We start from the raw sequence: 14133 nt of genomic DNA on the forward strand, positions 1-14133 counted from the left end.
ACAGGAGCCGGAACGGCGGGTAGAGAATCGAACGGCCGCGTCGCGCTGCAACGATTCCCGATTCCCCTTTCCCGATTTCCAGCAGCAAAAGGAGCAACCGAATGTCCGACGTGACCCTGATGAGGATCGGCATCCTGATCGCCGGCCTGATCCTGATCGGCGCGATCGTGTTCTTCGGCCGCCCGCGCAAGCCCGGCCAGGGCAAGCGCATCGCCCGCGAGGACGACAGCCGCGCCGGCGAACGCAAGCCGTCGTCGGCGCCGCGCCAGGAACCGACCCTGGGCGAACAGATCGAAAACGAGTTGGGCGAGGGCGGCCTGGCGCCGGGCGAGGCCACCACCCAGGCCGAGCTGGAGCTGTTCGACCGCACCCTGGAAGGCGGCGCCAACGCCGCGGCCAGCGAGTTGGGCCGGCGCGTCAGCGACGAATTCGACAAGATCGTGACCCTGTACCTGGCCGCGCGCGCCGGGCAGAAGCTGCACGGCCCGGACATCGTGGTCGCCGCCGAGAAGGCCGGCCTGGTCTACGGCCACATGGGCGTCTACCACCGCCTGGTCGAGGGCCACCCCGAGCGCGGTCCGGTGTTCAGCGTGGCCAACATCATGAAGCCCGGCAGCTTCGACATGGCCCAGATCCAGGCGCTGGAGACCCCGGCGATCGCCTTCTTCCTGACCCTGCCGGCGCCGGTGCCGGCGCTGGACGCCTGGGAAACCATGCTGCCGACCGCCCAGCGCATGGCCGAACTGCTCGACGCGGTGGTCCTGGACGAACAGCGCAACGCCCTGGGCCGCCAGCGCATCGCCCACCTGCGCGACGAACTGCGCGCCTACGACCGCCAGCGCGAAGCGCCGCCGCTGAGCAAGCCCACGCGCTGGTGAGCCCCGACGCCCCGCTTTGCGGGGCGTCTGGTTTCTGCCGCCGAAGGCCCACCTGTAGGAGCGGCGCAAGCCGCGACCGCGCCAATCCAACCACGACGAACCTGCGCGATTGGCGTCATGGTTGAACGTCGGCTTCCGGTTTTCGTCGCAATCGCATTGGCGCGGTCGCGGCTTGCGCCGCTCCTACAGGGGGAAATCGACGCCACGCCGTCACGTCGCACTCCCGGCGACTTCGGCCATCCACAATTGCGCGATTCCCGTTCAAAATGCCGCCATCGCCGCGCCAGGACGCCGACCCGTGACCCCGAAGAACACCGCGACCCTAGCCGCGCAACGCGCCGCCGAACTGCGCGCCCAGCTCGAAGACGCCAACTACCGCTATTACGTCCTCGACGACCCGACCCTGGCCGACGCCGACTACGACCGCCTGCTGCGCGAGCTCGAGGCGCTGGAGGCCGCGCACCCCGAACTGGCCTCGGCCGATTCGCCGACCCAGCGCGTGGGCAGCTCGCCCTCGGGCCAGTTCGCGCAAGTCCGCCACGCGGTGCCGATGCTCTCGCTCGGCAACGCCTTCAGCGACGAGGAAGTCGCCGACTTCGTGCGCCGGATCGAAGAGCGGCTGGATCGCGCCAGCCCCGAGTTCTCGGTCGAGCCCAAACTCGACGGCCTGGCGATCAGCCTGCGCTACGAGAACGGCGCCTTCGTCCAGGGCGCGACCCGCGGCGACGGCGCCACTGGCGAAGACGTCACCGCCAACCTGCGCACGGTCAAGGCCATTCCGATGAAGCTGCGCGGCGAGGGTTGGCCGGCGTTGCTGGAAGTGCGCGGTGAGGTCTACATGCCGCTGGCCGCGTTCAAGGCCTACAACGAAAAAGCCATCGCGCAGGGCGGCAAGGTCCTGGCCAATCCGCGCAACGGCGCGGCCGGTTCGCTGCGCCAGCTCGACCCGCGCATCACCGCGCAGCGGCCGCTGGCGTTTTACGCCTATGCGGTCGGCGTGGTCGCCGACGATTACGCGCTGCCGGCCAGCCATTCGGCCACGCTGAAGCAACTGCGCGAATGGGGCTTCCCGGTCAGCGGCGAAAGCGGCGTCGTCGCCGGCGCCGAAGGCCTGCTCGGCTACTACCGGCAGATGGGCGACAAGCGCGACGCGCTGCCGTTCGACATCGACGGTGTGGTCTACAAGCTCGACGACTACGCCGGCCAGCGCGAGATGGGCTTCGTCTCGCGCGCGCCGCGCTGGGCGATCGCGCACAAGTTCCCGGCGCAGGAGCAATCCACCGTGCTGGAGGGCATCGACATCCAGATCGGCCGCACCGGCGCGGCCACGCCGGTGGCGCGGCTCAAGCCGGTGCAGGTCGCGGGCGTAGTGGTCACCAACGCGACCTTGCACAACGCCGACCAGATCGCGCGCCTGGACGTGCGGGTCGGCGACACCGTGATCGTGCGCCGCGCCGGCGACGTGATCCCGGAAGTGGCGCGGGTGGTGCCCGAATACCGCGCGCCGGACGCGCCCGAGTGGCGCATGCCCGAACATTGCCCTGTGTGCGGCTCGGAAATCCTGCGCGAAGAGGACGGCGTGGTGTGGCGCTGCTCCGGCGGCCTCACCTGCGCCGCGCAGCGCAAGCAGGCCGTCGGCCACTTCGCCTCGCGCCGGGCGATGGACATCGAAGGCCTCGGCGAGCGCTACATCGAAGACCTGTCGGACCTGGGCTATGTGCAGTCGGTCGCCGACCTGTACAAGCTCGAACTCGACGACCTGCTGGCGATGAAGCGCCGCGCCGACGAACGCGACGGCACCACGCCGGAGACGGTGAAAGCCGGCAAGGTCGCGACCAAGTGGGCCGAGAACCTGATCGAGGCCATCGACCACAGCCGCAACACCACGCTGGAGCGCTTCTTGTTCGCGCTCGGCATCCAGCATGTCGGCGAAAGCACGGCCAAGGCGCTGGCGGTGTGGCTGGGCGACCTGGACCTGATCCGCACGCTGCCGTGGCCGGTGTTCAAGCGCCTGCCCGATGTCGGCGGCGAAGTCGCACGCGCGCTCGGCCATTTCTTCGACCAACGCGGCAACCAGCAGGTCATCGACGACCTGCTCGCGCGCGGCGTGCGCGTGGGCGACGCCCATCCGCCGTCGGCCAAGCTGCGCGAAGGCCTGAACCTGGCGACGCTGCTGGTCGATATGGAAATTCCCAAGGTCACCAAGATCCGCGCCGACCAGCTCGCCGCGGCTTTCGGCGACGCGCAGAAACTGCTCGACGCACCGGAGCACGCCTACGTTACCGCCGGCCTGCCGGCGGAAAGCGCGCAGACGTTGGCTGCGTGGCTGAGCGTGGACGAGCACGCGCAATTGCTTACGCGCGTGGGCGAGGCGCTGCAACGGCTGGATGCGTTGACGCCGGCTGCCGTCGTCGCCGCCGGCGGACCGCTCGACGGCCAGACCGCAGTGCTGACCGGCGGCCTGGACGCGATGAGCCGCGACGAGGCCAAGCTGCGGCTGGAAAAGCTCGGCGCCAAGGTCTCCGGCAGCGTGTCGAAGAAGACCAGCTTCGTCGTCGCCGGCAGCGACGCCGGTTCCAAGCTGGCCAAGGCGCAGGAGCTGGGCGTGGACGTGTGGGACGAAGCCAAGTTGCTGGCGTTCCTGGCCGAACACGAATGAGCGCGGCCGCGACCCCGGCCGACTGGCGGCCCTCGGCCGGGTTCGAGGCCCTGCGCTTGCGCGCGCGCCTGAACGCCGAAATCCGCGCGTTCTTCGCCGCGCGCGGCGTGGTCGAGGTGGAGACGCCGGTGATGTCGCGCGCCGGCAACACCGATCCGAACATCGCCTCGTTCGCGCTGGAATTCAGCGGCCGCACCGACGGCGCGCCGCGCACGCGCTGGCTGCGCACTTCGCCGGAGTTTCCGCTCAAGCGCCTGCTCGCCGCCGGCTTCGGCGATTGCTACGAACTGGGCCGGGTGTTCCGCGACGGCGAAGCCGGCGGCCGCCACAACCCCGAGTTCACCATGCTCGAGTGGTACCGCAGCGGCTGGGATCATCGCCGCCTGATCGGTGAAACCGCCGAACTGGTGCGCGCGGCGCTGGCTTTGGTCGGGCGCGCGGCGAGCCTGCGCGAAATCACGTATCGCGAGCTCTATCTCGAACGCCTCGGCCTGGACCCGTTCACCGCCAGCGACGAGGAACTGCGCGCCGCGCTCGGCGAGGTGGTCATCGATCCGCAAGGCCTGGGCCGCGACGACTGGCTCGACCTGCTGATGACCCATCGCCTGCAGCCGCGCTTCGGCCGCGACGAAATGCTGGCCGTGCGCGATTACCCGGCCTCGCAATGCGCGTTGGCGCGGGTGCGCGCCGATGCCGGCGCGCCCGCCGTCGCCGAGCGTTTCGAGCTTTATCTGGGTTCGCTGGAACTGGCCAACGGTTACCACGAACTGGCCAACGCGGCCGAGCAGGGCGCGCGTTTCGACCGCGACCGCGAACTGCGCGCGCAGCGCGGCGCCGTCGCGCCGCCGCGCGACGAGGCGCTGTTGGCCGCGCTCGCCGCCGGCTTCCCCGACTGCGCCGGCGTCGCTCTGGGCGTCGACCGCTTGCTGATGGCGCTGCTCGACACGCCGCGCATCGCCGAGGTGTTGGCGTTCGACTTCACGCGCGCTTGACCGCGGTGAACGCTGCGCCTGCCGGGATCGGCCGGCTCGGCGGTTTCCGTTGCAAGTTCACGGTTCGCGGTTAGAGTGTTGGCACCACTCGCAGGGGGCCGTGCATGGGTAGTCTGAAAGCCGCGATCCGGCTGTGCGCGTTGACCGCCGTCGCCGGCGTCGGCGCGGCCGTCGCGGAGCCGGCGTCCGCCGACCCCGCGGGCGAGCGGCTGTACGGCGGCAATCTGCTGCGCTGCGCGTCCGACGGCGAGCAAACCGTGCGTTGCCCGGCCGATACCCGCGGCGGCGTGCGCCTGGTCCGGCGCACCTCCGGCAAGCCCTGCGTGGAAGGCACCAGCTGGGGCGCCGATCGCGGCGGCGTGTGGGTGTCGCAAGGCTGCTCGGCCGACTTCGTGCTCGGCCGCGGCGGCAGCGGCGGCGACAGCACCAGCGGCGCGCGCGTGATCAAGTGTGAGTCGCTGGGCGGGCGCTGGAACCATTGCGCCGCGCGCACCGAAGACGGCGTCGCGCTGGCCCAGCAATTGTCCAAACAACCTTGCCTGCGCAACCAAACCTGGGGCGCCGACAACAGCGGCGTGTGGGTGGCCGGCGGTTGCCGCGGTGAATTCCGCCTGCTCGGCGTCCAGCCCGAAGACGAACAGGCCGCCGCAGCGGCCGCTGCGGCGCAGAGCCGCAAGCTGATCAAGTGCGAGTCGCTGGACCGCCGCGCGCGCCGTTGCGACGGCGACACCGGCTCGGGCGTGCGCATGGTCAAGCAATTGTCCAAGACCGAATGCGTGGAAGGCCGCAGCTGGGGCTACGACGCCCACGGCGTGTGGGTCGAGGGCGGTTGCCGCGCCGAATTCGAACTCGACTTCCGCAGCAACGGCGGCTGATGCTGCACTGCGCGATCGCCTGCGCCGCAGCGCCGGCCGATAGGTCATAAGTCATGCGACCAACGGCGGAGCCGGACGCATGTAATCGTTTAACAATAAGCACGCGATGAATGCGCTCTTGGCATTGTCCACCGGCTTCCTTCGCGCCCGGAAATCTTGAGCTGGCGTTAAGCGAACGACGCTAGAGTCCTCGGCAAAACCGAACACGACAAGGAGCACGAACATGTCCGCACGCATGCTTTCCACCGCCGGCCTGACCCTGGCCCTCGGCCTGGGCGCCGCGGGCGCCGCGCAGGCGCAGTACAACGACTACGGCTATGGCGACTCCGGCAGCATCCGCTGCGAATCCGACAGCGGCCGCTATCGCCGCTGCAACGCCGACACCCGCGGCGGCGTGCGCCTGTCGCGCCAGCTGTCGAGCTCTTCGTGCATCCAGGGCCGCAGCTGGGGTTACGACCGCAACGGCGTGTGGGTCTCGGAAGGCTGCCGCGCCGAGTTCGACCTGGGCCGCGGCGGCGGCAACTGGGGCGGCGGTGGCGGCGGCTGGAACGGCGGCGGCAACGGCGGCGATGTGGTGCGCTGCGAATCCGACGGCGGCCGCTCGCGCACCTGCCCGATCAACGGCAACCGCGCGCGCCTGCAGCGCCAGCTGTCGTCTTCGTCGTGCATCGAGGGCCAGAGCTGGGGTTCGCGCCCGGGCGAGGTATGGGTCAGCAACGGTTGCCGCGGCGAGTTCGTGGCCGGCCGCGGCGGCGGTGGCGGCTGGAACGGTGGCGGCGGCAACAACGGCGGCGGTTGGGGCGGCGGCGGTCGCGAGATCAGCTGCGAGTCCAACAACAACCGCCAGAACCGCTGCAACATGAGCATCCGCCGCGACGCGCGGCTGATCCGCCAAAGCTCCGGCTCGCCGTGCATCGAAGGCCAGACCTGGGGCTGGGACCGCGCCGGCGTGTGGGTGTCCAACGGCTGCCGCGGGCGCTTCCAGGTCGACTGAGCGCGGCGCATAACGGATCGATCGAGAAAGCCCCGGCCGCAAGCCGGGGCTTTCTTGTTGGGGCGTGGCATCGCAGCGCAGAGCATCGGGCCAGAAGGCCCGCCCACAAAAACCTTGTGGGAGGGTCTTCTGGAGCGCTCTTGTGGGAGGGCCTTCAGGCCCGACGCTTTCGTCGCAGACGGCGCAAACCCCCGAGGTTTCAAGACCGACACGCGCATCCGTTAAACTGGCCGGCATGAACGACGCCATCGATTTCGACCGTTACGACCGCATCCGCCCGATCCGCTGGACCGGCCAGGCCCTGGAACTGCTCGACCAGCGCAAGCTGCCGTTCGTGGTGGAGTACGTGAGTTGCGCCGACAGCGACGAAGTCGCCGCGGCGATCCACGCGCTGACCGTGCGCGGCGCGCCCGCCATCGGCATCGCCGCGGCCTGGGGCGCGGTGCTGGCCGCACGCGCGGTCGAGGCCGCCGACGGCGCGCAGGCGCTGGCGGCGATCGAGCCGGCGCTGCAACGGCTCAACGCCGCGCGCCCGACCGCGGTCAACCTGGCCTGGGCGCTGGCGCGCATGCGCCGCGCGCTGGCCGGCGTCGGCGCCGATTGGCGCGAGGTGCTGGAGCGCGAAGCCCAGGCCATCGCCGACGAAGACCTGGCCGCCAACCGGCGCATGGGCGCGCTCGGCGCGGCCCTGATCGAGCCCGGCCGCGGCGTGCTGACCCACTGCAACACCGGCTCGCTGGCCACCGCTGGCTTCGGCACCGCGCTGGGCGTGATCCGCGCCGGCGTCGCCCTGGGCCGGATCGAGCGCGTGTTCGCCGGCGAGACCCGGCCGTGGCTGCAGGGCGCGCGCCTGACCGTGTGGGAGCTGGAGCAGGACGGCATCGCCCCGACCCTGATCGCCGATTCGGCCGCCGCGCACCTGATGAAGACCGGGCAAGTCGGCTGGGTGATCGTCGGCGCCGACCGCATCTGCGCCAACGGCGACACCGCCAACAAGATCGGCACCTACCAACTGGCCATCGCCGCGCGCCACCACGGAGTCAAGTTCATGGTCGTGGCGCCGTCCTCGACCGTGGACATGGACACCGCCTCGGGCGATCTGATCGAGATCGAAGAACGCGACCCGGCCGAACTGTTCGCCGTCGGCGGCGCCCGCACCGCGGCCGAGCGGGTAGGGGCCTGGAATCCGGTGTTCGACGTGACGCCGCACGAATTGATCGACGCCATCGTGACCGAGCGCGGGGGGATCGAACGCCCGGACTCGGCGGCGATGCGCGCGGCGTTTTCCGGCCAATAGCGCGCACGCCGGCGGGTGCGCCGGCGTTTCATCCCTTCCAAGGAAACGGACCATGCCCGGCGATCCCACGTTGCTGCCCGCACTGATCGCGATCGATCACGACGACTACCACGCCGAGCACATCGGCCGGCTTGCCGACGGACGCCAGTTCTTCCTGACCACGCCCTTCGTCGGCGCGATGCAGGGGCGGGCCGGCAACGAGTTCGTCGCGCTGTACCTGTTCGACGCCGCCGGCGCGCTGCTGGAGGCGCGCATCGACGAGTTCGGGCCGCGCGCGCAACTCGACCTGGAGGCGCGCAACCGGGTGTACGAGCAGCGGCTGGCCGAACTGGGCGAGGTCGAGTTCGACCGGATCGAAATCGCGCCGTTCTCGGTCTCGCGCTTCGGCGTCGAATTCGGCCTGATCCCGAACTGGCCGCAAGACGAGGGCGAGCAGCTCTCGATCAGCCTGGAGCCGGGCGACTACATGGCCTTCTTCGAGCCCTGGGACAGCGGCGACTACGACACCTGAGCCGGGGCCGCCGGTGGCCGCGCGGCGGGCTGTGGCGCGCTCGGGCGGCGCTTTACGGCGCAGTGCGAACCGGCTTTCGCCGCGCCTGCGGCGAGCGCCGCGCAGGGCCTTCGCACAGGCCGCGCCGCGGATGTTGCAGCGCAGCTGAAAAACCCCGCCAAGTGCTTGTTTCTGCGTGGGAATCGGACCCATGCGAAGCGGGTTTTGTGCTATGATCGCCTGTCTCTTTGATGCCGCCCCCAGCGAGCTGCAGGACAGGCCCGCCGCGGCCGTGTTGCTGTCGGTTTGTTCCTGCTGGCGTTGCCGGCGTTCCTGAGGGAATGCCGGCGCCGTCCGCACGGGGGCGTCCGAATCACAGTACGCAGCAACGGAACCCTGATGGCCGAACTCGCCAAGGAAATCATCCAGGTCAATCTCGAAGACGAGATGCGCCGCAGCTACCTCGACTACGCGATGAGCGTGATCGTGGGGCGCGCGCTCCCCGACGTTCGCGACGGCCTCAAGCCTGTGCACCGCCGCGTCCTGTACGCGATGAACGAGCTCGGCACCCACGCCAACAAGCCGCACTTCAAGTCCGCGCGCATCGTCGGCGACGTCATCGGTAAGTACCACCCGCACGGCGACCAGTCGGTGTACGACACCCTGGTGCGCATGGCCCAGCCGTTCTCGCTGCGCTACCTGCTGGTCGACGGCCAAGGCAACTTCGGTTCGGTCGACGGCGACGACGCCGCAGCGATGCGTTACACCGAAGCGCGCATGACGCGCCTGACCCACGAACTGCTCGCCGACATCGACAAGGAAACCGTCGATTTCCAGCCCAACTACGACGAGAAGGAACTCGAGCCGACGGTGCTGCCGACGCGGGTGCCGAACCTGCTGGTCAACGGCTCGGCCGGCATCGCGGTGGGCATGGCCACCAACATCCCGCCGCACAACCTCACCGAAGTCATCAACGCCACCATCGCGCTGATCGACGAGCCGGAGATCGACGTCGACGGCCTGATGGCCTACATCCCGGGCCCGGATTTCCCGACCGCGGGCATCATCAACGGCACCGCCGGCATCGTCGCCGCCTACCGCACCGGCCGCGGCCGCGTGCGCATGCGCGCGCGCGCCGAGATCGAAGTCAACCAGGACACCGGCCGCGAGGCGATCGTCGTCACCGAGATCCCCTACCAGGTCAACAAGGCGCGGCTGATCGAGAAGATCGCCGAGCTGGTCAAGGAAAAGCGCCTGGAAGGCATCAGCGAGCTGCGCGACGAGTCCGACAAGGACGGCATGCGCATCTTCATCGAGGTCAAGCGCGGCGAAGCGGCCGAAGTGGTGCTCAACAACCTCTATCAGCAGACGCAGATGGAGTCGGTGTTCGGCATCAACATGGTCGCCCTGGTCGACGGCCGGCCGCAGTTGCTGACGCTCAAGCAGGTGCTGGAAGCGTTCGTGCGCCACCGCCGCGAGGTGGTGACCCGCCGCACCATCTTCGAACTGCGCAAGGCGCGCCAGCGCGCGCACATCTTGGAAGGCTTGACGGTCGCGCTGGCCAACATCGACGAGATGATCGAGCTGATCAAGACCTCGGCGAATCCGAACGAAGCGCGCGAGCGCATGCTGGCCAAGACCTGGGAACCGGGTCTGGTCGGCGCGCTGCTGCAGGCCGCCGGCGCGGAAGCCTCGCGTCCGGAAGACCTGCCGCCGGGCGTGGGCCTGCACGACGGCCGCTACCAGCTGACCGAAGTGCAGGCCAACCAGATCCTGGAGATGCGCCTGCATCGCCTCACCGGCCTGGAGCAGGAAAAGCTCACCGACGAATACAAGCTGTTGCTGGAAGCGATCCGCGGCCTGATCGAGATCCTCGAAAATCCCGACGTGCTGCTGGAAGTGATCCGCACCGAGCTGCGCAACCTCAAGGAAGAGTTCGGCGACGAGCGCCGCAGCGAGATCCGCGCCAGCGAGGAAGACCTCGACATCCTCGACCTGATCGCGCCGGAAGACGTGGTGGTGACGCTCTCGCACGCCGGCTACGCCAAGCGCCAGCCGGTCAGTTCCTATCGCGCGCAGAAACGCGGCGGCAAGGGCCGTAATGCGGCGGCGACCAAGGACGAGGACTTCATCGACAAGCTGTGGCTGGTCAACACCCACGACACGCTGCTGACCTTCACCAGCGCCGGCCGGGTGTTCTGGCTGCCGGTGCACCAGCTGCCCGAGGCCGGCCCGAACGCGCGCGGCCGCCCGATCATCAACTGGCTGGCGCTGGAAGCCGGCGAGCAGGTGCAGGCGGTGCTGCCGGTGCGCGAGTACGACGAGGACCACTTCGTGTTCTTCGCCACCCGCAACGGCCGGGTCAAGAAGACCCCGCTGACCGAGTTCGCGTTCAAGCTGGCGCGCGGCAAGATCGCGATCAACCTCGACGACGGCGACGCGCTGGTCGACGTGGCCCTGACCAACGGCGAGCGCGACGTGATGCTGTTCGCCTCCAACGGCCGCGCCGCGCGCTTCGCCGAATCGACCGTGCGGCCGATGGGCCGCACCGCCGGCGGCGTGCGCGGCATGCGCCTGCTGGCCGCTTCGGCGGCGGAGAGCGAAGGCGACGACGCGGTCGTGGCCGAGGGCGATGTCGATGCGGTTGACGCGCCCAACGACAGCGGCACGGTGGTGGTGAGCCTGGTCGTGGTCGAAGGCGACGGCGACATCCTCACCGCCAGCGAACGCGGCTACGGCAAGCGCACGCCGGTGGAGGACTACCCGCGCAAGGGCCGCGGCACCCAGGGCGTGATCGCGCTCAAGACCAACGAGCGCAACGGCACCCTGGTCGGCGCGATCCAGCTCAGCGACCACCACGAAGTGCTGATGATCTCCGACGGCGGCACCCTGGTGCGCACGCGCGCGGCGGAGATCTCGCAGGTCGGCCGCAACACCCAGGGCGTGACCCTGATGCGCTTGTCCGAGGGCGAGACCCTGCAGACCATCGAGCGCGTGGACGCCTCGCTGGACGACGAGGACGGCGAGGGCGAACTGGCCCCGGCCGCGCCGGTCGCGGACGCGGCGGGCGAAGCGCCCGAGGCTCCGGCGCCTGAGGCCTGAGGCCGGCCGGGCATCGGTTTGCGATGCCGGTCTTGAAAACGCCGCCTTCGGGCGGCGTTTTCTTTTGGCGGCCTTGTCGAAAGCGGGGCGGCTGGTTCGTCGTGATCGTAGAAGCCTGGATAACGGCGGCTCGCCGCCATCGCCGCGGCGCGGCCGTGCTGCAGCGCACGAACCGGCCGAATGCCGGTATCGGCCAAGCCGATCGGCAGTCGGCCGCGATTGCGGCTGCGCCGCGGCCGGTGCTAGCGTGCCCCCGCTGCTGCGGCCGGTCCGCTCGCAGCCGCTCGTTTTCGGTTCTTCCGCTCCGCAAACCGCTACCCGAACCGCCACCGGAGACCGCCCCATGCACACGTCCGCGCTTTGTCTGCTGACCTCGCTCGCCTTGTTCGCCGGCACTGCCGCGGCCGCGCCGGCGACCTACAAGATCGATCCCGCCCACACCTATCCCAGCTTCGAAGCCGACCACATGGGCGGCCTGTCGAAGTGGCGCGGCAAGTTCGACAAGTCCGCGGGCAGCATCGTGCTCGACAAGCAGGCCGGCACCGGCACCGTGGAGGTGAACATCGACGTCGCCAGCGTGAATTTCGGCCTGGATGCGATGAACGAAGAGGCCAAGAAGCCGATGCTGTTCGACGTCGCCAAGTTCCCGACCGCGACCTACAAAGGCAAGCTCGCCGGGTTCAAGGACGGCAAGCCGGGCAAGGTCGTAGGCGAGCTGACCCTGCACGGCGTGACCCAACCGCTGGAGCTGCGCATCGCCCAGTTCAAGTGCATGCCGCATCCGATGTACAAGCGCGAGGTCTGCGGCGCCGACGCCAGCGCGAGCTTCCAGCGCGATAAGTTCGGCATGAGCGCGGGCAAGGATTACGGCTTCGACATGACGGTGAACCTGCGCATCCAGGTCGAGGCCATCGTCGAGGAAAGCGCTGCGGCGACGTGAGCGGCGCATGCGTTGCGCGCGAACGTTGCGCCTTCGCCGATCGCGCAGGCCGGCTCTCGCGCAACGCATGACGCCTGCGCTGTCCGCACGTTCGTGCGCGAGCGCTGATGACAAACCGCACTAGGGCGCGCCGCGCGCGGCGCCCACAGTCGGGCAGGGCGGCGAACGACGCGAATCGTAGTGCGTAAAGACGCCGCGCGATTTCCCCACACAGGGCCTCAGGCCCGCAGGAGGACGCATGAGTTACGTCGACGGTTTCGTGGTCGCAGTGCCGAAGGACAACATCGCCGCCTATCGCAAGCTCGCGCGCAAGGCCGGGAAAATCTGGATGGAACACGGCGCGCTCGCCTATTGGGAAAACATCGGCGACGACGTCCCGCCGGGCAAGCTCACCTCGTTCCCGATGGCGGTGAAGCTCAAGCCGGGCGAGGTGGTGGCGTTCTCGTGGATCGTCTATAAGTCGCGCAAGCAGCGCGACAAGATCAACGAGAAAGTGATGAAAGATCCGCGCCTGCAGATGGATATGCAGAACGCGCCGTTCGACGCCAAGCGCATGATCTACGGCGGCTTCAAGTCGCTGGTGGTGCTCTAGGCCGCGATACCGCGCGAACCGCCGCGCCGGAGCGATTCGGCGCGGCGGCGATGTCGCGGATGTCGTCGATCGCGCTGCGGCTTACTTCGCCGCAACCGCCTTCTTGACGGTGTGGCTCTTGGCGCCGGTGCTGAAGGGATCGGCGATGAAGGCCGAGATTTCCTCGTTGGCCACGCGGGTGAACACGCCCGGATAGCCGGTCGCGCCGCAGCCGGCGCCGCGGCTGACCACGCCGACCTGGAGGAAGCTCTTCTCGCCCGGCAAGGTCACGAACAGCGGGCCGCCCGAGTCGCCCTGGCAAGCGTCCTTGCCGGTGCGGCCGGCGCACAGATCGAGCGCAGCGCTGGCGAGCATGTTGCTGTTGCGGTACGCATATTCGCACTCGGCATAGGACACCACCGGCAACTGCACTTCCTGCAGGCGGTTGGGCTGGCGCGTGCCGTTGCCGCCCGACGGGAACGGATTTTGCTGGATGGTGTTGCCCCAGCCGATGTTGGTCAGCTGCGTGCCCGGACGCTCGAGCGCATCGGTGCCGGCGCTGACCAGCGCGACCGGCTTGATCTTGTCGATCGGCGCTTTCAGGATCAGCACCGCGACATCGTAGCCGCCGTCGCCGGCCAGATACTTGGGATGCACATAGGCCGAAGCGACCTCAGCCTTCACGCCCTGGGCATCGTTCTTGAGCGCGGTGCGCCCGGCGACGACCGAAAAATCCGCGGCCTCGAAACCGGCGACGCAATGCGCGGCGGTCAGCACCAGCCAGCGCGAGATCAGCGAACCGCCGCACCAGTGATTGTCGTAGGCGTTCGCGCCGCCGAGCAGCTTGAGCTGCACGGTGACCATGAACGGAAACTTGCCGTTGGCGACGTCGATGCCGCCGATGATTTGCGGGCGCACGATCTCGCCGGGCGCTTTGTCCGCGGCATGCGCCGGGGCGGCCAAGGCGGACGCGGCCAGCAAGCCGGCCAGGCTGATCCATTGCAGGGCTTTCATGGGTGTTTCTCCGTTTCGAAGTGGCGATGGTTGAATCGCGGGGACGAGTCGTCCCGCTCCGCTGCGCGAACGCAGCGGATCGATGTCGGCGGGGATGCCGTGCGCGTGATCGACGGGACGGGGGGAGCGGACGCGCGGGCCGCGTAAAAGAGATAGCCCGCGAACGCAGCCGCGGCGCGCGCGCGGCCGCGCCGAATGCAGCGTGTTGTGTGTGGGCGATTCCAGAACCACAACTCGATTACAAGCTGTGCATGCGTAATGCGTGTGTTCGAATCGAAAAGATGCGTCGCATCGTGTCGTCGCAAGTATCCGGCTTCAGTT

At 69.2% G+C, this 14133-nt stretch carries 11 protein-coding genes; 10 read left to right on the forward strand and 1 reads right to left on the reverse strand.

All coding sequences use genetic code 11. From position 1 onward, the window contains the following. The first annotated feature begins 101 nt into the window (after positions 1-101). From zipA to BLU84_RS16760, 10 genes are all read left to right on the forward strand, one after another. Positions 102-878 (forward strand): cell division protein ZipA, encoded by a 777-nt coding sequence (gene zipA / locus BLU84_RS16715; RefSeq protein WP_074869825.1) that lies wholly within the window; start codon positions 102-104, stop codon positions 876-878. Positions 879-1176: 298 nt separating this feature from the next. Next, on the forward strand, positions 1177-3537 hold the full coding sequence (gene ligA, locus BLU84_RS16720; RefSeq protein WP_074869828.1) for an NAD-dependent DNA ligase LigA: 2361 nt from the start codon (positions 1177-1179) through the stop codon (positions 3535-3537). Further along, complete coding sequence (gene epmA, locus BLU84_RS16725) at positions 3534-4529, forward strand: EF-P lysine aminoacylase EpmA (protein WP_074869831.1); 996 nt, start codon at positions 3534-3536, stop codon at positions 4527-4529. Before ligA ends, epmA begins: the two co-directional genes overlap by 4 nt. A 104-nt stretch (positions 4530-4633) precedes the next feature. Beyond that, the gene (locus BLU84_RS16730; protein WP_083382730.1) at positions 4634-5404 is read left to right on the forward strand and encodes a DUF3011 domain-containing protein; all 771 of its coding nucleotides are present in this window, start codon (positions 4634-4636) and stop codon (positions 5402-5404) included. Between the two features lie 223 nt (positions 5405-5627). Beyond that, the gene (locus BLU84_RS16735) at positions 5628-6398 is read left to right on the forward strand and encodes a DUF3011 domain-containing protein (protein ID WP_083382731.1); all 771 of its coding nucleotides are present in this window, start codon (positions 5628-5630) and stop codon (positions 6396-6398) included. Between the two features lie 235 nt (positions 6399-6633). Then, on the forward strand, positions 6634-7695 hold the full coding sequence (gene mtnA / locus BLU84_RS16740; RefSeq protein WP_074869843.1) for an S-methyl-5-thioribose-1-phosphate isomerase: 1062 nt from the start codon (positions 6634-6636) through the stop codon (positions 7693-7695). 52 nt (positions 7696-7747) lie between these two features. Continuing rightward, positions 7748-8206 carry a hypothetical protein gene (locus BLU84_RS16745; RefSeq protein ID WP_074869846.1) on the forward strand — a complete coding sequence of 153 codons (459 nt, stop codon included), beginning with the start codon at positions 7748-7750 and terminating at the stop codon, positions 8204-8206. 378 nt (positions 8207-8584) lie between these two features. Then, a complete protein-coding gene (gyrA, locus tag BLU84_RS16750; RefSeq protein WP_074869849.1) occupies positions 8585-11287 on the forward strand; it encodes a DNA gyrase subunit A in 2703 nt (900 codons plus the stop codon). A gap of 343 nt (positions 11288-11630) precedes the next feature. Then, a complete protein-coding gene (locus BLU84_RS16755) occupies positions 11631-12227 on the forward strand; it encodes a YceI family protein (protein WP_074869851.1) in 597 nt (198 codons plus the stop codon). A gap of 238 nt (positions 12228-12465) precedes the next feature. Then, complete coding sequence (locus BLU84_RS16760) at positions 12466-12819, forward strand: DUF1428 domain-containing protein (protein ID WP_074869853.1); 354 nt, start codon at positions 12466-12468, stop codon at positions 12817-12819. Between the two features lie 81 nt (positions 12820-12900). Here BLU84_RS16760 and BLU84_RS16765 read toward each other — a convergent pair whose 3' ends face one another. After that, positions 12901-13812, reverse strand: coding sequence for a S1 family peptidase (locus tag BLU84_RS16765; protein WP_074869856.1), 912 nt, complete (start codon positions 13810-13812; stop codon positions 12901-12903). Positions 13813-14133: the final 321 nt, after the last annotated feature.

It is taken from the genome of Lysobacter enzymogenes (assembly GCF_900106525.1).
Lineage (GTDB): Bacteria > Pseudomonadota > Gammaproteobacteria > Xanthomonadales > Xanthomonadaceae > Lysobacter > Lysobacter enzymogenes.

What these genes read in the sequence shown, in the direction of transcription:
- zipA (WP_074869825.1), top strand. Translation starts at nt 102, where the DNA reads ATGTCCGACGTGACCCTGATGAGGATCGGCATCCTGATCGCCGGCCTG.
- epmA (WP_074869831.1), top strand. Translation starts at nt 3,534, where the DNA reads ATGAGCGCGGCCGCGACCCCGGCCGACTGGCGGCCCTCGGCCGGGTTC.
- BLU84_RS16730 (WP_083382730.1), top strand. Translation starts at nt 4,634, where the DNA reads ATGGGTAGTCTGAAAGCCGCGATCCGGCTGTGCGCGTTGACCGCCGTC.
- BLU84_RS16735 (WP_083382731.1), top strand. Translation starts at nt 5,628, where the DNA reads ATGTCCGCACGCATGCTTTCCACCGCCGGCCTGACCCTGGCCCTCGGC.
- mtnA (WP_074869843.1), top strand. Translation starts at nt 6,634, where the DNA reads ATGAACGACGCCATCGATTTCGACCGTTACGACCGCATCCGCCCGATC.
- BLU84_RS16745 (WP_074869846.1), top strand. Translation starts at nt 7,748, where the DNA reads ATGCCCGGCGATCCCACGTTGCTGCCCGCACTGATCGCGATCGATCAC.
- gyrA (WP_074869849.1), top strand. Translation starts at nt 8,585, where the DNA reads ATGGCCGAACTCGCCAAGGAAATCATCCAGGTCAATCTCGAAGACGAG.
- BLU84_RS16755 (WP_074869851.1), top strand. Translation starts at nt 11,631, where the DNA reads ATGCACACGTCCGCGCTTTGTCTGCTGACCTCGCTCGCCTTGTTCGCC.
- BLU84_RS16760 (WP_074869853.1), top strand. Translation starts at nt 12,466, where the DNA reads ATGAGTTACGTCGACGGTTTCGTGGTCGCAGTGCCGAAGGACAACATC.
- BLU84_RS16765 (WP_074869856.1), bottom strand. Translation starts at nt 13,812, where the DNA reads ATGAAAGCCCTGCAATGGATCAGCCTGGCCGGCTTGCTGGCCGCGTCC.